The 20521-nt window shown below is 71.1% G+C and carries 18 protein-coding genes; 16 read left to right on the top strand and 2 right to left on the bottom strand.

The window, feature by feature from the left end:
- Positions 1–57 precede the first annotated feature (57 nt).
- Both ETU37_RS14475 and ETU37_RS14470 read right to left on the bottom strand, forming a co-directional pair.
- Entirely contained in the window at positions 58–1401 is a 1344-nt protein-coding gene (locus ETU37_RS14475) for a DUF349 domain-containing protein (protein WP_240755745.1), read from the bottom strand.
- Entirely contained in the window at positions 1398–1658 is a 261-nt protein-coding gene (locus ETU37_RS14470; protein WP_129988054.1) for a hypothetical protein, read from the bottom strand. Before ETU37_RS14470 ends, ETU37_RS14475 begins: the two co-directional genes overlap by 4 nt.
- 118 nt (positions 1659–1776) lie before the next feature.
- Here ETU37_RS14470 and ETU37_RS14465 point away from each other — a divergent pair, with 118 nt between their 5' ends.
- The 16 genes from ETU37_RS14465 to ETU37_RS14390 all read left to right on the top strand — a co-directional run bounded on the left by ETU37_RS14465 (position 1777) and on the right by ETU37_RS14390 (position 20515).
- Positions 1777–2478 carry an MBL fold metallo-hydrolase gene (locus ETU37_RS14465; protein ID WP_129988053.1) on the top strand — a complete coding sequence of 234 codons (702 nt, stop codon included), beginning with the start codon at positions 1777–1779 and terminating at the stop codon, positions 2476–2478.
- 1 nt (position 2479) lies between these two features.
- On the top strand, positions 2480–3919 hold the full coding sequence (gene hisS / locus ETU37_RS14460) for a histidine--tRNA ligase (protein WP_129988052.1): 1440 nt from the start codon (positions 2480–2482) through the stop codon (positions 3917–3919).
- Positions 3916–5718 carry an aspartate--tRNA ligase gene (gene aspS, locus ETU37_RS14455; RefSeq protein WP_129988051.1) on the top strand — a complete coding sequence of 601 codons (1803 nt, stop codon included), beginning with the start codon at positions 3916–3918 and terminating at the stop codon, positions 5716–5718. Before hisS ends, aspS begins: the two co-directional genes overlap by 4 nt.
- Before the next feature lie 249 nt (positions 5719–5967).
- Positions 5968–6966, top strand: coding sequence for an ABC transporter permease (locus ETU37_RS14450; protein ID WP_129988050.1), 999 nt, complete (start codon positions 5968–5970; stop codon positions 6964–6966).
- A gap of 94 nt (positions 6967–7060) precedes the next feature.
- Positions 7061–8779 carry an ABC transporter substrate-binding protein gene (locus tag ETU37_RS14445; protein ID WP_165372531.1) on the top strand — a complete coding sequence of 573 codons (1719 nt, stop codon included), beginning with the start codon at positions 7061–7063 and terminating at the stop codon, positions 8777–8779.
- Between the two features lie 130 nt (positions 8780–8909).
- Positions 8910–9905, top strand: a complete 996-nt coding sequence (locus ETU37_RS14440) for an ABC transporter permease (RefSeq protein ID WP_129988048.1) — start codon at positions 8910–8912, stop codon at positions 9903–9905.
- Positions 9902–11062 carry an ABC transporter ATP-binding protein gene (locus tag ETU37_RS14435; RefSeq protein ID WP_129988047.1) on the top strand — a complete coding sequence of 387 codons (1161 nt, stop codon included), beginning with the start codon at positions 9902–9904 and terminating at the stop codon, positions 11060–11062. The genes ETU37_RS14440 and ETU37_RS14435 overlap by 4 nt, the downstream gene beginning before the upstream one ends.
- Positions 11063–11078: 16 nt before the next feature.
- On the top strand, positions 11079–12284 hold the full coding sequence (locus ETU37_RS14430; RefSeq protein ID WP_129988046.1) for an ABC transporter ATP-binding protein: 1206 nt from the start codon (positions 11079–11081) through the stop codon (positions 12282–12284).
- Positions 12285–12326: 42 nt separating this feature from the next.
- Positions 12327–13736, top strand: coding sequence for a replication-associated recombination protein A (locus tag ETU37_RS14425; RefSeq protein ID WP_129988045.1), 1410 nt, complete (start codon positions 12327–12329; stop codon positions 13734–13736).
- An 11-nt stretch (positions 13737–13747) separates the two neighbouring features.
- A complete protein-coding gene (locus tag ETU37_RS14420; RefSeq protein WP_129988044.1) occupies positions 13748–14275 on the top strand; it encodes a hypothetical protein in 528 nt (175 codons plus the stop codon).
- Between the two features lie 49 nt (positions 14276–14324).
- Complete coding sequence (locus tag ETU37_RS14415) at positions 14325–14621, top strand: DUF6167 family protein (protein WP_129988043.1); 297 nt, start codon at positions 14325–14327, stop codon at positions 14619–14621.
- Complete coding sequence (gene alaS / locus ETU37_RS14410) at positions 14621–17299, top strand: alanine--tRNA ligase (RefSeq protein WP_129988042.1); 2679 nt, start codon at positions 14621–14623, stop codon at positions 17297–17299. The genes ETU37_RS14415 and alaS overlap by 1 nt, the downstream gene beginning before the upstream one ends.
- Complete coding sequence (gene ruvX, locus ETU37_RS14405; protein ID WP_129988041.1) at positions 17296–17784, top strand: Holliday junction resolvase RuvX; 489 nt, start codon at positions 17296–17298, stop codon at positions 17782–17784. The genes alaS and ruvX overlap by 4 nt, the downstream gene beginning before the upstream one ends.
- A 63-nt stretch (positions 17785–17847) precedes the next feature.
- Positions 17848–18969: an endolytic transglycosylase MltG gene (mltG, locus tag ETU37_RS14400; RefSeq protein ID WP_129988040.1), complete on the top strand. Its 1122-nt coding sequence runs from the start codon at positions 17848–17850 to the stop codon at positions 18967–18969.
- Positions 18963–19778, top strand: coding sequence for a shikimate dehydrogenase (locus ETU37_RS14395; RefSeq protein ID WP_129988039.1), 816 nt, complete (start codon positions 18963–18965; stop codon positions 19776–19778). The genes mltG and ETU37_RS14395 overlap by 7 nt, the downstream gene beginning before the upstream one ends.
- Complete coding sequence (locus ETU37_RS14390) at positions 19775–20515, top strand: prepilin peptidase (RefSeq protein ID WP_129988038.1); 741 nt, start codon at positions 19775–19777, stop codon at positions 20513–20515. Before ETU37_RS14395 ends, ETU37_RS14390 begins: the two co-directional genes overlap by 4 nt.
- The last annotated feature ends 6 nt before the right edge of the window (positions 20516–20521 follow it).

Genomic DNA, 20521 nt, shown 5'->3' with positions numbered 1-20521 from the left:
GCCCCCGACTCGGGCGTGCTGCGAGGGCAAGACGCGCCGACTCGCGGGGAGACGGCGTCAGCCGGAGAACTCGTCGAGGGCCTTCTGGGCCTCGGTGAGCCAGGACCGGCGGGCCTCGATGGCGGCGGCGTGCTCGCCGGCCTTCTTGTCGTTGCCGGCAGCGACGGCCTTGTCGTGCTTGGCCTGCAGGTCGGCGATCGACGACTCGAGCTGCGCGACGGTGTCGGCGGCGCGGGCCCGGGCCTCGGGGTTGGAGCGGCGCCACTGGTCGTCCTCGACGCCCCGGATCGCCTGCTCGACGGCCCGGATGCGGCCCTCGAGCTCCTTCATCCGGTCGCGCGGCACCTTGCCCGCGGCGTCCCAGCGCTCGGCGATGTCGCGGAACGACTCCTTGGCGGCCTTGAGGTCGGTGACCGGCACGAGCTTCTCGGCCTCGACGAGCAGGGCCTCCTTCTTCTCCGCGTTGGCCGCGAACTCCTTGTCGAGCTCGGCGTTGGCGGCGTCGCGGGCGCCGAAGAACTGGTCCTGCGCCGCCCGGAACCGCTTCCAGAGCTGGTCGTCGACGCCGCGCGGCGCGGGGCCGGCGGCCTTCCACTGGCGCATCAGGTCGCGGTACCGGCCGGCGGTCGGGCCCCACTCGGTGGACCCGGCCAGCGACTCGGCCTCGACGACGAGCTTCTCCTTCACCGCGCGCGAGCCCTCACGCTTCTCGTTGAGCTCGCCGAAGTGCGACTTCCGCCGCCGGGTGTACGTCGTCCGCGCGGTCGAGAAGCGGCGCCAGAGTGCGTCGTCGACGGACTTCTCGAGCCGCGGGAGGCCCTTCCACTCGTCGAGCAGCTCACGCATCCGGTTGGCGCCGTTGCGCCAGTCGTTGCTCTCCGAGAGCCGCTCGGCCTCGGTGGCGATCCGCTCCTTCTCGCCGCGGGCGCGCTCGAGCTTGCGCGCGCGGTCGGCCTTGCGCTTCTCGCGCTGCTTGTCGATCGTCGCGGTGAGCGCGTCGAGCCGGGCGTCGAGCGCGGCGAGGTCGCCCACGGCCTGGGCGTCCACCAGCGACTCGTGCACCTGGCGCACCGACCCCGCGGCCTCGTCGGGAGCGAGCGTGCCGCCCTGGACCCGCTGCTCGAGCAGCTGCACTTCGAAGGCCAGGTCGTCGTACCGCTTGACGTAGAAGGCCAGCGCCTCCTCCGGCGTCGCGTCGGGCATCTGGCCGACGCTCCGCTCGCCGCCGTCGGCGGTGCGGACGTAGACCGTGCCGTCCTCGTCGACGCGGCCCCAGTCGGCGCCGGAGCCGGACGACGCGGGCTCCGACTCGCCCGTGGGCGCTGCCGGCGCGGACGGCGCGGACGGCGGCGGGGCCGGGGTGGGGACGGGGGTCGGCTGCTCCTGGTCGGGGGTGCTCACCGGGTTACCTCTATCGGGGTCGGGACGGCCGGGGCGGGCGCACTGGTGACAGTGACCCCCGGAGCCGCCGTGGACTCGCGGTCGCGGTCGTGGACGACGATCCAGGCGACGAGCCCGGACACCGCCACGAGCACCACGAGGGTGGCCGCCACGAGACGCAGCCGTCGCCGGCGGGTGGTGCGTACCGCCTGCCGGGCCGCTCGGCGCTGCGCGCTCGCCTGGGCGAGCTGCCGCCGACGCTGCTTCTTCGTGACCACGCACGCGAGTCTAGAGATACACGTGCGCAGGGTCACGGCCGTCCGATATCGGTTGTGTGACGCGACGAGCCCGTCGGTAGGCTGCACGGGTCCGTACCGCCGTCCCAGGAGCATCCTCGTGCTGATCGCTGGCTTCCCCGCCGGCCCGTGGGGCACGAACTGCTACGTCGTCGCCACCGGTCCCGGCACCGAGTGCGTCGTCGTCGACCCCGGCAAGGACGCCGCCGAAGGTGTCGCGGAGGTCGTGCGCGAGCACCGCCTCAAGCCGGTGTCCGTGCTGGTCACCCACGGCCACATCGACCACATGTGGTGCGTCGCGCCGGTCGCCGGCAGCTACGACAGCACCGCCTGGATCCACCCCGAGGACCGGCACCTGCTGACCGACCCGATGGCCGGGATCTCGCCCGAGACCGCGTCGATGCTGCTGGGCACCACGGCGGAGTTCGCCGAGCCGGACGACGTCCGCGAGCTCGCCGACCGGCAGACCCTCGAGCTCGCCGGGCTGGAGCTCGTCGTCGACCACACCCCGGGGCACACCCGCGGGTCGGTGACGTTCCGGACGCCGTACGGCGACCAGGGGATCAGCGAGCTGATGTTCTCCGGCGACCTGCTGTTCGCCGGCTCGATCGGCCGCACCGACCTGCCCGGCGGCGACCATCCGACGATGCTGCGCAGCCTGCGCGACCGGGTGCTGACCCTGCCCGACGACATCGTCGTCCTGCCGGGCCACGGCGAGCAGACCAGCATCGGCCGCGAGCGCGCCACCAACCCCTTCCTGCTCGACCTGATCGACACCCCCGCCCCGAACCGAGGCCTGTGAGATGAGCCGTCCCGCCGCGATGAGCGGCTTTCCCGAGTTCCTGCCCGCCCAGCGCACGGTCGAGCTCGCGGTGATCGACGCGCTGACCCGCACGTTCGAGCTGCACGGCTTCGCCTCCGTCGAGACCCGCGCCGTCGAGCCGCTCGAGCAGCTGCTCAGCAAGGGGGAGACCTCCAAGGAGGTCTACGTCCTCCGCCGGCTCCAGGCCGACCGGGATGGTGACGGCGGGTCCGACGCGGGCATCGGCCTGCACTTCGACCTCACCGTGCCGTTCGCGCGCTACGTCGTCGAGAACGCCGGCAAGCTGGAGTTCCCGTTCCGCCGCTACCAGGTGCAGAAGGTCTGGCGCGGGGAGCGGCCGCAGGAGGGCCGCTACCGCGAGTTCACGCAGGCCGACATCGACATCGTCGGCCGCGACACGCTCGCGTTCCACCACGACGTCGAGGTCGCGCGGGTGATGGCCGAGGCGATGGCCGCACTGCCCGTGCCGCGGCTGACCCTGCAGGTCAACAACCGCCGCCTGATCCAGGGGTTCTACGCCGGTCTCGGCGCCACGGACCTCGACGCGGTCATGCGCGTCATCGACAAGCTCGACAAGCTGCCCGCCGACGCGGTCGCAAAGATGCTCGTCGCCGAGGCCGGCCTCACCGACGACCAGGCGTCGCTGTGCCTGCAGCTCGCCGAGATCCGCACGCCCGACACCTCGTTCGTCGAGCGCGTCCGGGCGCTCGGCGTCGAGTCCTCGCTGCTCGACCAGGGGCTGGCCGAGCTCGCCGCGGTCGTGGAGGGCTGCGCGTCGGTCTCGGGCGACCGGGTCCAGGTCGTCGCCGACCTGCGCATCGCGCGCGGGCTCGACTACTACACCGGGACGGTCTTCGAGACGCTGATGGAGGGCTTCGAGGGCCTCGGCTCGATCTGCTCGGGCGGCCGGTACGACGCCCTCGCGACCGACGGGCGGGCGACGTACCCCGGCGTCGGCATCTCCCTGGGCGTCAGCCGCATGCTCGTGCCGCTGCTGGCGGCCGGACGGATGACCGCCTCGCGGAGCGTCCCGAGCGCCGTCCTGGTCGCGCTCGTCGACGAGGAGTCCCGGGACCGGAGCGACGACGTGGCCAACCGGCTGCGGGCCCGCGGCATCCCGACCGAGGTCGCCGCCGCCCCGCAGAAGTTCGGCAAGCAGATCCGCACGGCCGAGCGCCGTGGCATCCCGTTCGTGTGGTTCCCCGGCAGCACGGGGTCGGGTGGTCCCGGTGATCCCGGGGATACCGAGGGGCGCGCCGACCAGGTCAAGGACATCCGGTCCGGAGACCAGGTCGACGCGGACCCCGACACCTGGACCCCACCGACCGACGACCTGCGGCCGCAGGTCGTGGTCTCGACCCTTCGACAGGCTCAGGACGACGCATCCTCGACCACCCGAAACAAGGAGCAGCAGCAGTGATCCGCACCCATGACGCCGGCGCCCTCCGCGCCGAGCACGTCGGCCAGACCGTCACCCTCGCGGGCTGGGTGGCCCGCCGGCGCGACCACGGCGGCGTCGCCTTCATCGACCTGCGCGAGGCCTCCGGCGTCGTGCAGGTGGTCATCCGCGACGAGGAGGTCGCCCACCACCTGCGCGCGGAGTACTGCCTCAAGGTCACCGGCGAGGTCTCCGCCCGCCCCGAGGGCAACCAGAACGCCAACCTCCCGACCGGCGAGATCGAGGTCATCGCCGACCTCGACGGCGGCGTCGAGGTGCTCAGCGCCAGCGCCCCGCTGCCGTTCCCGATCGACGAGCACGTCGAGGTGGGGGAGGAGACCCGCCTGCAGCACCGCTACCTGGACCTGCGCCGGTCCGGCCCGGCCGCCGCCCTCCGGCTGCGCTCCGAGGTCAACCGCGCCGCCCGCGACGTGCTCGCCCGGCACGCCTTCGTCGAGGTGGAGACCCCGACGCTGACCCGCAGCACCCCCGAGGGCGCCCGCGACTTCCTGGTCCCGGCGCGGCTGCGACCGGGCAGCTGGTACGCCCTCCCGCAGAGCCCGCAGCTGTTCAAGCAGCTGCTCATGGTCGGCGGGCTGGAGCGCTACTACCAGATCGCCCGCTGCTACCGCGACGAGGACTTCCGCGCCGACCGGCAGCCGGAGTTCACCCAGCTCGACGTCGAGATGAGCTTCGTCGAGCAGGACGACGTCATCGCGCTGTCCGAGGAGATCCTGGCCGCGCTGTGGAAGCTCGTCGGCCACGAGATCACCGGGCCGATCGAGCGGATGACGTACGCCGACGCGATGGCCCGCTACGGCAGCGACAAGCCCGACCTGCGGATGCGCGAGGAGCTCGTCGACTGCACCGACTACTTCAAGGACACGCCGTTCCGCGTGTTCCAGGCGCCGTACGTCGGCGCGGTCGTGATGCCCGGGGGAGCGAGCCAGCCCCGCAAGCAGCTCGACGCCTGGCAGGAGTGGGCCAAGCAGCGCGGGGCCCGCGGCCTCGCCTACGTGCTGTTCCAGGAGGACGGCGAGCTCGGCGGCCCGGTCGCCAAGAACCTCTCCGACGAGGAGAAGGCCGGCCTCGCCGCCCACGTCGGCGCGAAGCCGGGCGACTGCGCGTTCTTCGCCGCCGGACCCGTGAAGTCCTCGCGCGCCCTGCTCGGCGCCGCGCGGCTCGAGATCGGCCGGCGCTGCGGGTTGATCGACGAGGCGGCCTGGAGCTTCGTGTGGGTCGTCGACGCCCCGCTGTTCGAGCCGGCCGACGAGGCGACCGCCGCGGGCGACGTCGCGGTCGGCAGCGGTGCCTGGACCGCCGTGCACCACGCGTTCACCTCGCCCAAGGCGGAGTGCCTCGACTCCTTCGACAAGGACCCGGGCACGGCGCTCGCCTACGCCTACGACATCGTCTGCAACGGCAACGAGATCGGCGGTGGCTCGATCCGTATCCATCGCGAGGACGTGCAGAAGCGGGTCTTCGAGGTGATGGGGCTCGGCGAGGCCGAGGCGGAGGAGAAGTTCGGGTTCCTGCTCGACGCGTTCAAGTACGGCGCCCCGCCGCACGGCGGCATCGCCTTCGGCTGGGACCGCATCTGCGCGCTGCTGAGCGGCACCGAGTCGATCCGCGAGGTCATCGCCTTCCCGAAGACCGGCGGCGGCTACGACCCGCTGACGGCCGCGCCGGCGCCGATCACCGCCGAGCAGCGCACGGAGGCCGGCGTCGACGCCAAGCCCGCCCCGGCCGTACCGGTCGCTGTACCATCCGAGCCTCAGTAGTCACACGAGCAACATGTGTCGCACGCAGGCGTCCCGGGCACGGCCCGGGGCGCCTTCGTGCCCTCGGGAGGGTGTCCCGCACGCGGCGAGACGCCCGACTTGTCGGTATCAATTCGTTACCGCTTGTGACCCAAACGGAGTCCAACGGTCGTCTACAGTCACTTCGGTTTCGCGGTCCGTGACTGTGGCGCGCCTCACCCGGTCGGCCCAGGGATCTCTCGGGACCGGCCTCGACCCAGAAAGGTGACCATGGGTATCTCACCCACGGAGTTGTCGCAGCAGGACGTGCCGGCAGAGCCGGAGGTCGTCAAGCAGGAGATCGCCGGACGCTCACCCGTCCAGATCGCTCTCGGTCGTCTCCGCTCCGACAAGATCGCCGTCGCGTGCGTGGTGATCGTGGTCTTCTTCATCCTCATCGCCGTCTTCGCGCCGCTGCTCACCCGCCTCTTCGGCGTCGAGCTGCGGGCCGGCAGCCCCTCCGAGGACCTCGACCAGTTCAACTTCCCGCTCATCGGCCCGCCCGACCACGGCTTCACCTGGGAGGCCCCGCTGGGCCTGGCGCCCAACACCGGCCACGACAACCTGGCCGACTGGCTCTACGGCGCGCGCACCTCGCTGACCATCGCCACCGTCTCGACCCTGTTGGCGACGCTCATCGGCGTCTCGATCGGCCTCCTTGCCGGGTTCAGCCGCGGCTGGATGGACAAGGTCATCAACTTCATCATCGACGTCTTCCTGTCGCTGCCGTTCCTCCTGGTCGCGCTGGCCCTGGCCCCGATCATCGTGAGCCGGTTCGGCAACAGCCCCGACGCCCTGAAGTTCTGGCAGTTCACCGCACTGCTCCTGGTGCTGACGTTGTTCGGGTGGATGACGCTCGCCCGCCTGGTGCGCGGCGAGGTGCTGTCGCTGCGCGAGCGCGAGTTCGTCCAGGCGGCACGCGTGATCGGCGTGCCCACGCGCCGGATCCTGTTCAAGGAGCTGCTTCCCAACCTGATCGCACCGATCATCGTGTCGATCTCGCTGGGCCTGCCCGCCTTCGTTGCGGCCGAGGCAGGCCTGGCTTACCTCGGCATCGGTGTCGTCGGCATCCCCTCGTGGGGCCAGACGATCGACAACGCCGTGCCGTTCTTCAACACCTACCCGCTCTACCTCTACGCACCGTTGGTGGGGGTCTTCTTGCTGGTGGTCGCGTTGAACCTTCTCGGAGACGCCGTGCGCGACGCCTTCGACCCCAAGACTCGCCGGTGAACATGACACCGGAGGGATGCATCGACCAGCCAAGAGAGGTGGGTACACCTAGATGCGTATGAATAAGCCAGCAGCGGCCCTAGCCGTTGCTGCGATGATGACGCTCGCTGCCTGTGGTGGTGGCAGCAGCGACACCGGGAGCGACGAGCCCGGCGACGACGCGACCTTCCAGGAGGGTGGCAACGCCGGCGCGTTCAAGGACGAGTCGCGCGAGGCCCCGGCCCCGGTCCCGGACGACGCCGCCGAGGGTGGGACGCTGACGGTCATGACCGCGGTCGCCCCGTCGACCCTCGACCCGACGCAGGCCTACTACACGGACTCGACCGCGATCCTGTCGGACCTGGTCACCCGCTCGTTGACGCAGTACGCGTACAACGAGGAGACCAACGACATGCAGCTGATCCCGGACATGGCCACCGACCTGGGTCGTCCCAACGAGGACAACACCGAGTGGACCTTCACGCTGCGTGACGGCCTGAAGTACGAGGACGGCACCGACGTGACCGCCGAGGACGTGGCCTACGCCATCAAGCGTTCCTTCGCGATCGCCGAGCTGCCCGACGGCCCGACGTACCAGACCACCTTCTTCCTCGACGGTGACAAGTACAAGGGCCCGTTCTCCGACAAGGGCGAGTACGCCGGTGTCACCACGGACGGCAACGACATCACGATCAAGATGCGTCGCCCGTTCTCCGACATGGACTACTACGCGTCCTTCCCGGCCTTCACCGCCATCCCGGAGGCGAAGGACAACCCGGAGACCTACGGCCAGCACCCGCTTGCCACGGGTCCGTACAAGTTCGCGGACTACAAGGCGGGCTCGAGCCTGACCCTGGTCAAGAACGACCAGTGGGACCCGAACACCGACCCGGGTCGTATCCAGATGGTCGACGGCTGGGACTTCAAGTTCGCCCAGGACACCGCCAAGCTCGAGAACGTCATCATCAACGACAACGGCTCGGCCCAGACGACGCTGACCTACGACAACGTCTCCGCGGCGTCGTACCGTCAGATCCAGGCCGAGAAGGAGCGCCTGGTCACGGGCACCCAGCCGTGCACGTTCATGTGGTACATCGACATGACGAAGGTCAAGGACATCAAGGTCCGCCAGGCCATCGGCTACGCCTACCCGTACGAGGACGCGTGGAAGGCCGGCGGCGACATCGTCGGCGTCACCCGCGTCCCGGGTACCTCCATCCTCCCGCCCGGCACCGCCGGTCGTAAGGAGTACGACGCGCTGGGCATCGGTGGCGTGAACACCGACCCGGAGAAGTCGAAGGAGCTGCTGAAGGAGGCCGGAGCCGAGGGCTACGAGATCAAGTTCCTCTTCTCCAGCGACGACGAGCAGGCCGTTGCCGCCAAGGACGCCATCGTGAAGGGCCTGGAGGCCGGTGGCTTCAAGGCCACCCCGATCGCGTCGACCGTCGAGACGATCCGTACGGACCGGACCGACTACAACAGCCCGATCAACGTCCGCTCCAGCGGCTGGTGCTCCGACTGGCCGTCCGGCGGCTCGTGGTTCCCGGCCCAGTGGTCCGGCGACCTGGTCGGCCTGGAGGGTATGCCGAACCCGGCGAACTTCAAGGAGAAGAAGTTCGACGACGAGCAGAACCGCATCCTCGACGAGCTGTCCCCCGAGGACGCCACCAAGGCGTGGGGCGACTTCGACCAGTCGATGGAGGAAGAGGTCTACCCGGCCGTCGTCACCGGTTACGGCGGCGTGGCGATGATCCACGGCTCGAAGGTCGGCGGCATGGCCAACGACAACGTGCGTGGCATGCCGACCTTCTCCCGGATGTACATCACCCAGTGACGTACTCCTGAGAAGGAGCCTCAGCACCACCGAGGCGTAGTCTGACCCGATGGGGGGTGGGGTTACCCGCCCCCCATCGGCCAGCCGCCACCGCTGTTCCCCGCCCTCATCGTCGAGGAGTTTCTGCTCAATGTTCGGATACATCGTCCGGCGCATCATCTCGGGAGTCCTGGTGCTCCTGGTGGTGTCCGTGGCCGTCTTCGCCCTGTTCTTCTACGGGCCGGCGGACCCGGCACTGGCCTACTGCCCGGAGACCCGGTGCACCCCGACCCGGCTGGAGAACATCCGGCACTCGCTCGGGCTCGACCAGCCCGTCGCCGAGCAGTACGGCACGTACATGAAGAACATCGTGACCGGGGGTGAGTTCGAGCTCGGCGCCATCGGCATCGACTGCCCGGCCCCCTGCCTCGGCGTGTCGTTCAAGCTCAGGGTCCCGGTCACGGAGTATCTCGCCGACCGGTTCAAGGCGACCCTGTCGATCGCACTCGGTGGCGCCGCGATCTTCCTGACGGTCGGCCTGACGATGGGCATCCTGGCGGCACGACGACGAGGCACCCTCGCCGACAAGGGGATCGTGGGCGTCAGCCTGTTCATCAACGCGATCCCGTACTACCTCCTCGCACTGCTCGGCTGGCTCTTCCTGATCAGCCAGTGGGGCATCTTCCCGGAGAGCGGCTACTACGGACCGATCGAGGAGGGTCCCGTCGCCTGGGTCAAGGGCATGCTCCTGGCCTGGGTCATCCTCGGCCTGGCCTACTCGACGGCGTACGCCCGCTTCAGTCGTGGTTCGATGATCGAGTCGCTCAACGAGGACTACGTGCGGACCGCCCGGGCCAAGGGACTGTCCGAGAGACGGGTCACCATGCGCCACGCGATGCGTGCGGCCATCGTGCCCGTGGTGACGATCTTCGGCCTGGACTTCGCGTTCCTGCTCGCCGGCACGATCTTCACCGAGCGCATCTTCGACATCCAGGGGATCGGCCTGAGCGCGCTCGACGCGATCAACGGCAAGGACCTGCCCATCATCTCTGCGACGGTGCTGATCGCGGCCCTCTTCATCGTGGTCATGAACATCATCGTCGACGTGATCTACAGCGTGATCGACCCGAGGGTTCGCCTGACATGACCGACAACGTCCTCAGCCAGCAGCAGCGCACCACGGCAAGCGGCTCCAGCACGGAGACCCCGGGCACCGAGCCGTACCTCGTGGTCGACAACCTGACCGTCAAGTTCCCGACCGCGGACGGCGTCGTCCAGGCTGTCACCGACCTCAGCTACACCCTCGAGCAGGGCAGCACGCTCGGCATCGTCGGCGAGTCCGGCTCCGGCAAGAGCGTGTCGTCGATGGCGATCATGGGCCTGCACGACTACAAGCGCACGCAGATGTCGGGTTCGATCCGGGTCGGCGGCCGCGAGATCCTCGGGCTGACCAACAACCAGATGCAGTCCGTGCGCGGCGCCGACGTCGCGATGATCTTCCAGGACCCGCTGACCGCGCTGCACCCGTTCTACTCGATCGGCGCGCAGATCAGCGAGGCCTACCGCGCCCACCACGACGTCTCCAAGTCGGCGGCGCGCGCGAAGGCGATCGAGATGCTCGACCGGGTCGGGATCCCGCAGGCCCGCAGCCGGGTCGACGACTACCCGCACCAGTTCTCGGGCGGCATGCGGCAGCGCGCGATGATCGCGATGTCGCTGGTCAACGACCCCAAGCTGCTCATCGCCGACGAGCCGACAACGGCTCTCGACGTGACGGTGCAGGCCCAGATCCTCGACCTGCTCCAGGAGCTCCAGCGCGAGTTCAACTCCGCGATCATCATCATCACCCACGACCTGGGCGTGGTGGCCGAGATGGCCGACGACACCCTGGTGATGTACGGCGGCCGGTGCGTCGAGCACGGGCCGACGAAGGAGATCCTCACGCACCCGGAGATGCCCTACACGTGGGGCCTGCTCTCGAGCGTGCCGGAGGTGTCCGGCGACACCGACGCCCGGCTGATCCCGATCCCGGGCAACCCGCCGAGCCTGCTGGACCCGCCGTCGGGCTGCTCCTTCCACCCGCGCTGCACGCACCGCGACAAGGTGCCGGGCGACCTGTGCCGCACCGAGCTCCCCGAGCTCGTGCCGGGCAACCGGGGTTCGCACCACCTCAAGCGCTGCCACCTCGCCGACCCCGACTCCATCTACGCGGCCGAGGTGCTGCCGGAGATCGCCCCCGACCTGGTCGACGTCATCATCGAGGCGCGCGAGGACGACACCCCGCCTGCGCCGGAAGGCCGGTAAGAGCACAATGACCTCTATGACACAGACGGACGTCACGCCTGCCTCCGGCTCGGAGCGCGGCACGTCGGGACCGATCCTCGAGGTCTCGAACCTGACCAAGCACTTCCCGGTCCGGTCCTCGGGCCTGATCCGCCGGACCATCGGTCAGGTCCAGGCGGTGGACGGCGTCTCCTTCCAGGTCCAGCGCGGCCAGTCCCTCGGGCTCGTCGGTGAGTCCGGATGCGGCAAGTCGACGACGGGGCGCCTCATCACCCGGCTGTACGACCCGACCTCCGGCTCGATGAAGTTCGACGGCCGCGAGATCGCGACCCTGAACAACAAGCAGATGCTCCCGCTGCGCAGCGAGATCCAGATGATCTTCCAGGATCCCTACAGCTCGCTGAACCCGCGGCACACCGTCGGCACGATCGTCGGCACCCCGCTGCGGGTGCACAAGGTGGTGCCGGAGAAGCAGGTCCTCAACCGGGTGCGCGAGCTCCTCGAGGTCGTCGGCCTGAACCCCGAGCACTACAACCGCTACCCCAACGAGTTCTCCGGCGGCCAGCGCCAGCGCATCGGCATCGCCCGGGCGCTCGCGCTGCAGCCGAAGCTGCTGGTGGCCGACGAGCCGGTCTCCGCTCTCGACGTGTCGATCCAGGCGCAGGTCGTCAACCTGCTCCAGGACGTGCAGAAGGAGTTCGGGATCGCGTTCCTGTTCATCGCCCACGACCTGGCGATCGTCCGGCACTTCTGCCCGGAGATCGCGGTCATGTACCTCGGCAAGATCGTCGAGATCGGCGACCGCGAAACCCTCTACAACCGGCCGCACCATCCCTACACGCAGGCGCTGCTCTCCGCGGCTCCCGACGTGAAGCAGGCGGCCATCGGCGGTCGCCGCGACCGGATCCGGCTCGAGGGCGACGTGCCCAGCCCGATCAACCCGCCGTCCGGCTGCCGGTTCCGCACCCGCTGCTGGCGCGCTGAGGACCTCTGCGCCAAGGTCGAGCCGCCGCTGCTGCAGATCGGCAAGCAGCACAAGGTCGCCTGCCACTTCGCCGGCGAGTTCGACGCGGTCGGCGAGAAGCCGGTTCCCTCGACGCTGGCGGCGCTCGGCGTGAACCGCGCGGGCGACAAGGTCGCCGACGCCACGGTCGACGTGGAAAGCCTCGACAAGGCCGGGTACGACGACACCTGGACGGACCTCGCGGAGCACCGCCAGGCGTCCGCGCAGGTGGCCGGCTGACCGGTCCGGAGCCGGTCGGACCAGCCGCCTAGGGTGGTCCCCGTGGACGGCCTGTTCGACATCGACGCCGCCGACGCCCCTTCCACCGCGGGGGCGTCGGGCGGCGGCACGCTCGCCGGCAACACCCACGCGTCCGCCCCGCTCGCCGTACGCATGCGGCCCCGGACGCTGGACGAGCTCGTCGGCCAGGAGCAGCTCAAGGCGCCCGGCTCACCGTTGCGCCGGCTCGTCGAGGGCGACCAGCCGATGTCGCTGCTGCTGTGGGGACCGCCCGGCACCGGCAAGACGACGATCGCCTCGATCGTCTCCGGGCAGACCGACCGTCAGTTCGTGGAGGTCTCGGCGGTGGCGGCGGGCGTCAAGGAGGTCCGCGCCGCGATCGACGCCGCCCGCCATCGCCTGACCCGTGGCGGCGGCGAGACCGTGCTCTTCGTCGACGAGGTGCACCGGTTCACCAAGGCACAGCAGGACGCCCTGCTGCCCGGCGTCGAGAACCGCTGGGTCACCCTCGTCGCCGCGACGACGGAGAACCCGTTCTTCTCGGTGATCTCACCGCTGCTCTCGAGGTCTCTGCTGCTGACCCTGGAGTCGCTCACGGACGACGACATCCGCGGCGTGATCGAGCAGGCGCTCGTCGACGAGCGCGGGCTCGCCGGCGAGGTGACGCTCGACGACGACGCCCGTGACCACCTGGTCCGGCTCGCGGGCGGCGACGCCCGCCGGGCGCTGACCTACCTCGAGGCCGCGGCCGGTGCCGCGACCGCGACCGGCGCGGAGTGTGTCGACCTGGCCACCGCCGAGAAGGCCGTCGACCGCGCGGCCGTCCGCTACGACCGGCAGGGCGATCAGCACTACGACGTGATCAGCGCGTTCATCAAGAGCGTGCGCGGCTCCGACGCCGACGCGGCCCTGCACTACCTGGCCCGGATGATCGAGGCGGGGGAGGACCCGCGGTTCATCGCCCGTCGGCTGGTGATCCTGGCGTCGGAGGACATCGGCCTGGCCGACCCGACCGCGCTGACCACCGCCGTGGCCGCCGCCCAGGCCGTCCAGCTGATCGGGATGCCCGAGGGCCGGCTCAACCTGGCCCAGGCGACCATCGCGCTGGCGCTCGCGCCCAAGTCCAACGCCGTCACCACCGCGATCGGCGCCGCGTCGGCCGACGTCCGCGCCGGCAAGGTCGGCCCGGTGCCCAGCCACCTGCGCGACGCCCACTACGCCGGCTCCAAGAAGATCGGCCACGGCAGGGGCTACCTCTACGCCCACGACGAGCCCTTCGGCATCGCCGAGCAGCAGTACGCCCCCGGCGTCGTCGCCGACGCCGAGTACTACCAGCCGACGAGCCTCGGCGCGGAGGGCGCGCTCAAGGAGCGCTGGCAGCGCGTCCGGCGGCTCGTCCGCGGCACCGGGGACGCCGGGCAGGGCGGCGCCGGCCGACCGGCGTCAGGGTAGGGTCGGGGACCATGGATTCCGGGCTCGGCTGGCTGCTCGCCGTGGGGGCGTCGGCCCTCGTCGTGGCGCTGCTCGCCGGCGTCGCGGTCGCGCTGTCCGCGCGCCGCGCCCGCGCCCGGCTCGAGGACCAGCTGGCCGCCTCGCGCGAGGAGCTCGCCACGGTGCAGAAGCGCCTCGACGGGCTCGCGCGGCGCCTCGACCCGGCCCCGCCGCGGGCCACTCCCCAGGAGTTCGTGATCACCACGGCCGGCCTGCCGGACACCCGCCGCGAGCAGGCCGCGCCGCCCGCCGTACCCGACCGGCAGCTGACCACCAGGGAGTTCGTGTCGGTCGCGCTGGGGGAGTCGCTGGTGACGATCGCGTCGTTCGGGTACGGCGTCCGCCGGGCGCTGTCGCCCGAGAACCGCAACCGGATCGCGTTCGAGATGCGCCGCGAGGTGCGCCGGGCCCGCAAGCAGCGCAAGGCCGACCTGAAGGAGGCCAAGCGGCGCCTGCGGGCCGAAGCGTTCGTCACCGACACCGCCGAGGACGCCGCATGACCACCCCACGAGCCTGCTTGCTGCGCTCGCACGCCCGCGGGGGCCCCGGATGAGCCGGGTGCTCTGGTTCGTGGCCGGCGCGGGTGCGGGGGTCTACGGCCTGACCAAGGCGCGCCGCGCGGCCGAGGCGCTCACCCCCGAGGGGCTCGCCGACCGGCTCGCCGGGCTGTCCGTCGGGCTGCACCTGTTCCGCGAGGAGGTCCGCGCGGGCATGGACGAGAAGGAAACCGAGTTGCGCGACCGGCTGGCCGTCGCGCTCCATGGGAACACCAGCACCGCAGGACGAGAGATCGAGGCACCAGGTCTCGACAGCACCGACCAACCGATGAGAGAGGGCAACGACTGATGGACACCGCGGAGGTACGCCGCCGGTTCATCGCGCACTTCGAGGCGCGAGGACACCAGGCGGTGCCGTCTGCCTCGTTGCTGCTCGACGACCCGAACCTGCTGTTCGTCAACGCCGGCATGGTGCCCTTCAAGCCGTACTTCCTCGGCCAGGTGACCCCGTCGTACAACCGGGCGGTCAGCATCCAGAAGTGCGTGCGCACGCCCGACATCGAGGACGTCGGAAAGACCACCCGGCACGGCACGTTCTTCGAGATGTGCGGCAACTTCTCGTTCGGTGACTACTTCAAGGAAGGCGCGATCGAGTACGCCTGGGAGCTGGTCACCGGCTCCGTCGACCGCGGTGGCTTCGGCTTCGAGGAGAGCAAGCTCTACCCCAGCGTGTACGAGGACGACCCGGAGGCGGTCGAGCTCTGGAGGAAGGTCACCGGCCTGCCCGACGAGCGCATCGTGCGACTGGGGAAGAAGGAGAACTACTGGTCCATGGGCGTGCCCGGTCCCGGCGGCCCGTGCTCGGAGATCCTGATCGACCGGGGCCCGGCCTACGGTGCCGACGGCGACTTCGGTGCCGAGGACCGCTACCTGGAGTTCTGGAACCTCGTGTTCATGCAGGACGAGCTGAGCGCGGTGCGTTCCAAGGAGGACTTCGACATCGCGGGCTCGCTGCCCAAGAAGAACATCGACACCGGGATGGGCCTGGAGCGCGTCGCCCTGCTCCTGCAGGGCAAGGACAACATGTACGAGATCGACGTCATGTTCCCGGTCATCGAGAAGGCCCAGGAGCTCACCGGACGCCGCTACGGGAAGGACCACGACGACGACGTCCGCTTCCGTGTGGTCGCCGACCACATCCGCTCGTCGATGATGCTGATCGCCGACGGCGTGACGCCCGGCAACGAGGCGCGCGGTTACGTGCTGCGCCGCCTGCTGCGCCGCGCGGTCCGCTCGATGCGGCTGCTCGGGTGCGAGGACCGGGTGCTGCCCGAGCTGATGCCGGTCAGCCGCGACAAGATGGGGGAGTCGTACACCGCGCTGCACTCCGACTGGGAGCGCATCAGCACCGTGGCGTTCGCCGAGGAGGACGCGTTCCGCCAGACCCTGCGCACCGGGACGTCGATCTTCGACCTCGCGGCGCAGGAGGCGAAGGCCGGGGGCCAGACCTCGCTGTCCGGCTCCAAGGCGTTCGCGCTGCACGACACCTACGGCTTCCCGATCGACCTCACCCTCGAGATGGCGGCCGAGCAGGGCCTCCAGGTCGACGAGGGCGAGTTCCGCCGGCTGATGACCGAGCAGCGGGAGCGCGCCAAGGCCGACGCGCGGGCCAAGAAGGGCCAGCACGCGTCGGGCGGGGCCTACCGCACCGTCGCCGACGAGCTCGGCCGCGCGGTCCAGTTCACCGGCTACGACGAGGTCGTCACCGAGGCGCGCGTCGGCGGCCTCATCGACGCCGGCGGCGCGTCCGTGCGCTCGGTCGGCGAGGGCAGCGAGGTCGAGCTCGTCCTCGACCGCACCCCGTTCTACGCCGAGGGCGGCGGCCAGCTCGCCGACCAGGGTGTCGTCGAGCTCGGCAACGGCGCGCGCGTCGAGATCCTCGACGTGCAGTCCCCGATCACCGGGTTGATCGTCCACCAGGCGCGGGTGCTGTCCGGCGAGGTAACCGTCGGCGAGCCGGCGCACGCGTCGGTCGACATCGAGCGCCGCCGGTCGATCAGCCGCGCGCACACCGCGACCCACATGGTGCACAAGGCGTTCCGCGAGGCGCTCGGCGAGACCGCGACCCAGGCGGGTTCCGAGAACGCGCCGGGCCGGTTCCGCTTCGACTTCTCCGCCACCGGCGCCGTACCCCAGTCGGCCATGGTCGACGTCGAGGCGCGGGTCAACGACCTGGTGCTCGCGGACCTCGCGGTCCACGCGGAGATCATGACCCAGGACGAGGCGCGCAAGAGCGGTGCGATGGCGCTGTTCGGCGAGAAGTACGGCGACCAGGTCCGCGTGATCTCCGTCGGCGACTGGGCGCGCGAGCTCTGCGGCGGCACCCACGCGGGCCGGTCCGGCCAGCTCGGCGTGATCAAGCTGCTCGGCGAGTCCTCCATCGGCTCCGGCGTGCGCCGGGTCGAGGCGCTGGTGGGCGGCGACGCCTACCGGTTCCTCGCGCGCGAGCACGTCCTGGTCGCCCAGCTCAGCGAGGCGCTCAAGGCGCGGCCCGAGGAGCTGCCCGAGCGTGTCAACGACCTCGTCGAGCGGCTCCGTGCGGCCGAGAAGGAGATCGAGAAGGTCCGGATGGCGCAGATCCTGTCCGCGGCCGGCGAGCTCGCCGCGGGCGCGAAGGACGTCTTCGGGGTCGGCTTCGTCGGCCACCGGGTCGACGGCGCCAACGCGGGCGACGTCCGCAAGCTCGCGCTCGACATCCGCGGCCGGATGGCGGCCGGCAGGCCCGGCGTCGTCGCGATCATCGGCTCCAGCAACGGCAAGCCCGCGGTCGTCGTCACCGTCAACGACGAGGGCCGCAGCTGGGGCATCTCGGCCAACGCGCTGGTCAAGGTCGCCGCCCAGGCGCTCGGCGGCAGCGGCGGCGGCAAGGACGACGTGGCGCAGGGCGGCGGCGCCGACCTCACCCACGTCGACCAGGCGCTCGTCGACGTCGAGCACGCCGTCGGGCGCGCGGCCACCGCGCGTTGAGCGACGGTGACCCGCGCCCCGGCTTCCGGCCGGGTGTGCGGCTGGGTGTGGACGTCGGGGACGTCCGCATCGGCGTGGCGCGGTCCGACCCCTCGGGCCTGATCGCCACGCCGGTGGAGACCGTCCCGCGCGGTCCCGGCGACCTCACGCGGCTGCGCGCACTGGTCGACGAGGAGTCCGCGGTCGAGGTGGTCGTGGGGCTCCCGCGCAGCCTCTCGGGCGGCGAGGGGCCCGCGGCCGTCAAGGTCCGCGCCTTCGCGGCGGAGGTCGCGGCGGCGGTCGCGCCGGTGCCGGTGCGGCTGTGCGACGAGCGGCTCAGTACGGTCTCTGCTGAGGCAACGCTGCGTGAACGGGGTAAGAAGGGCAAGAAGCGACGCGCGGTGGTCGACCAGGCCGCTGCGGTCGTGATCCTGCAGAATGCGCTGGAGACCGAGCGGAGCACGGGCTCCGCGCCCGGGGAGCTCGTCGGACCGGGTCCGCAGTGAGGAACGCAGGACTGTGACGTTGCAGGTACGGGGCCAGGCCACAGATAGGTGTGAACCAAGCCGTTGAGCGACATCGGACTACCACTCAAGTCCCACCGGGCGCGTCGCCCCCGCCGGGGACTGGGCTGCCTGGCGCTGCTCGTGCTGCTCGCGGTCCTGGCCGGCGGTCTCTACTGGGGCGCGACGACCGGCATCGAGGCGGTGCGCGACCGGTTCAGCGACCCCGAGGACTACCCCGGCCCCGGCCACGGCTCGGTCCTGGTCGAGGTCAAGGAGGGTGACAACGCCACCGACATCGGCCAGGTGCTGGTCGACGAGGGCGTCGTGGCGAGCCTGGAGGCGTTCACCGACGCCGCACGCACCAACCCCGACTCCACCGGCATCCAGGTCGGCTTCTACGAGGTGCAGAAGGAGATGCCCGCGGCGGACGCCCTCGACGTGCTCGTGGACCCGGACAACCTGATCCAGACCGCGGTGACCATCCCGGAGGGCCTGCGTCTGGAGCAGATCGTCGAGATCCTCGCGAAGCAGACCGACTTCAGCGCCAAGCAGTTCGACCGGGTCCTCGACCGACCCGACGCCATCGGGTTGCCGGCCTACGCCAAGGGCAACGCCGAGGGCTACCTGTTCCCGGCCACCTACGCGTTCGGGCCCAACGACAAGCCGGTCGACATGCTCAGCCAGATGGTCGCCCGCTGGCAGCAGGCCGCCGACGACGCGGACCTCGAGGGAGCCGCCGAGAAGCTCGGTTACACGCCGCACGAGCTGATGACGATCGCCAGCCTCGTCGAGTCGGAGGCCAACCGCGACCAGGACCGCGGCAAGGTCGCCCGGGTGATCTACAACCGGCTCGAGACCGACGCCACCAACGGCCTGCTCCAGATCGACGCCACGGTCAACTACGCCCTCGGGCGCGACCTCGGCCTCGGGCTGACCGAGGAGGACCTCCAGGTCGACTCGCCGTACAACACCAGGGTCAACCCGGGCCTGCCCCCGGGGCCGATCGAGGCTCCGGGCGACGCGGCGATCGAGGCGGCCGCGCACCCGACGGAGGGCGACTGGGTCTACTACGTGACCGTCGACCTCGACACGGGCGAGACCAAGTTCACCGACGACTACGACGAGTTCCTGAAGTTCAAGAACGTCGAGCTCGCGGAGTACTGCGACTCCTCGGACCGGTGCTGACCACGCGCTGCGCGGTGCTGGGCAGCCCCGTCGCCCACTCGCTCTCCCCGCTGCTGCACCGGGCGGCGTACGCCTACCTCGGCCTCGAATGGGAGTACGACGCGCGCGAGGTGCGCGAGGAGGACCTGCCGGGCTTCGTGGCGTCGCTGGACGCGTCGTGGCGGGGCCTGTCGCTGACCATGCCGCTCAAGCGCGCGGTCGTCCCGCTGCTCGACGAGATGGGCGACCGGGCCGTGCAGGCCCAGGCCGCGAACACCGTCGTGCTCGAGGGCACGGGGGAGCGGCGCCGGCTCGTCGGTCACAACACCGACATCCCCGGTGCGGCGGCGGCGCTGCGGGAGCGTCACGACGGCCCGGTGGACCGCGCCGTCGTGCTCGGCGGAGGCGCGACGGCCGCCTCCGTGCTGCTGGCGCTCGCGGACCTCGGCTGCCGCGAGGCCGTGCTGCTCGTCCGCGACCCGGCGCGCGCGGCGGACACCCTCGACGCCGTCGGGCGGCACCCGTCGCCGCCTGAGGTCGAGGTCGCCGCCCTCGGCTCCGCCGTACCCGCACCGGACGTGCTGGTCTCCACCGTGCCCGCGTCGGCGCAGCCCGGCCTCACCGGCCTGGTCGCCGGCGCCGGCGTGGTGTTCGACGTGATCTACGACCCCTGGCCGACGCCCCTCGCGATGGCCGCCGCCGACCGGTTCGTGCCGGTGGTGGGCGGTCACGACCTGCTCGTCCACCAGGCCGTGCTGCAGGTGGAGCTGATGACCGGGCGGCCGGTCCCGGTCGACGTCCTCCGCAACGCCCTCGGAGCGACGCCATGATCTGGGACTCGGGGGTCGCGCTGGCGTGCGCGCTGTACGGCCTGCTCGTCGGCCAGGCCGTGCCCACGATCATCGCGCGGATCCCCGAGCCGGAGCCGGACCCCGAGGACGAGGTGCCCGGCACCGACGAGCAGGACCACCCTCCGCGCGCCGACGAGAAGGTGCCCTACGCCGACATCGCCCGCGCACGTGGTCTGCGGGCCGGTTCGAGCATCGCCTGCGCCGCCGCGGCCGGAGCCATCGGCGGTGCCACCGGCTGGACGCCGGCCCTGTCGTTCCTGCTGTTCCTGGTGCCGGTCGGGGTCGCGCTCGCCGTGGTCGACTGGCGGACCCGGCGGCTGCCGACGAAGGTGGTCGCGCCGACGTACTTCGTGGTCGCGCCCCTCGCCGTCCTCGCCGCCTGGGCGGCGGACGACTGGTCCCGCGCGGTCGGTGCGCTGATCGGCTGGGCGGTGGCCGGCGGGCTCTACCTGCTGATGTGGCTGATCTACCCGGCCGGCATGGGGTACGGCGACGTCCGGCTCAGCGGCATCCTCGGCATCGCGCTGGGCTGGCTCGGCTGGCCCGAGCTGCTCATCGGGATCTGGGCCGGCTTCCTGCTCGGCGGCGTCGGCGGTGCGCTGCTCGCGCTGCTGCGCATCGTGGACCGCAAGGCGAACCCGTTCGGCCCGTTCATGCTGCTCGGGGCCCTGGCCGGCATCGTGATCGGGCCCGGTGTCGGTGCCTGGTACGCCTGACGGCGG

This window comes from Nocardioides iriomotensis (assembly GCF_004168035.1).
GTDB classification, from domain to species: Bacteria; Actinomycetota; Actinomycetes; order Propionibacteriales; family Nocardioidaceae; genus Nocardioides_B; species Nocardioides_B iriomotensis.
The sequence above is the reverse complement of the archived record's forward strand: the minus strand, read 5'-3'. Positions and strand labels throughout refer to the sequence as shown.

Excerpts from the sequence above, each read along its gene's own strand:
- ETU37_RS14440 (WP_129988048.1), top strand. The coding sequence starts at position 8,910 with ATGTTCGGATACATCGTCCGGCGCATCATCTCGGGAGTCCTGGTGCTC.
- alaS (WP_129988042.1), top strand. The coding sequence starts at position 14,621 with ATGGACACCGCGGAGGTACGCCGCCGGTTCATCGCGCACTTCGAGGCG.
- ETU37_RS14390 (WP_129988038.1), top strand. The coding sequence starts at position 19,775 with ATGATCTGGGACTCGGGGGTCGCGCTGGCGTGCGCGCTGTACGGCCTG.
- ETU37_RS14420 (WP_129988044.1), top strand. The coding sequence starts at position 13,748 with ATGGATTCCGGGCTCGGCTGGCTGCTCGCCGTGGGGGCGTCGGCCCTC.
- ETU37_RS14450 (WP_129988050.1), top strand. The coding sequence starts at position 5,968 with ATGGGTATCTCACCCACGGAGTTGTCGCAGCAGGACGTGCCGGCAGAG.
- ETU37_RS14435 (WP_129988047.1), top strand. The coding sequence starts at position 9,902 with ATGACCGACAACGTCCTCAGCCAGCAGCAGCGCACCACGGCAAGCGGC.
- ETU37_RS14445 (WP_165372531.1), top strand. The coding sequence starts at position 7,061 with ATGATGACGCTCGCTGCCTGTGGTGGTGGCAGCAGCGACACCGGGAGC.
- hisS (WP_129988052.1), top strand. The coding sequence starts at position 2,480 with ATGAGCCGTCCCGCCGCGATGAGCGGCTTTCCCGAGTTCCTGCCCGCC.
- ETU37_RS14430 (WP_129988046.1), top strand. The coding sequence starts at position 11,079 with ATGACACAGACGGACGTCACGCCTGCCTCCGGCTCGGAGCGCGGCACG.
- ETU37_RS14415 (WP_129988043.1), top strand. The coding sequence starts at position 14,325 with ATGAGCCGGGTGCTCTGGTTCGTGGCCGGCGCGGGTGCGGGGGTCTAC.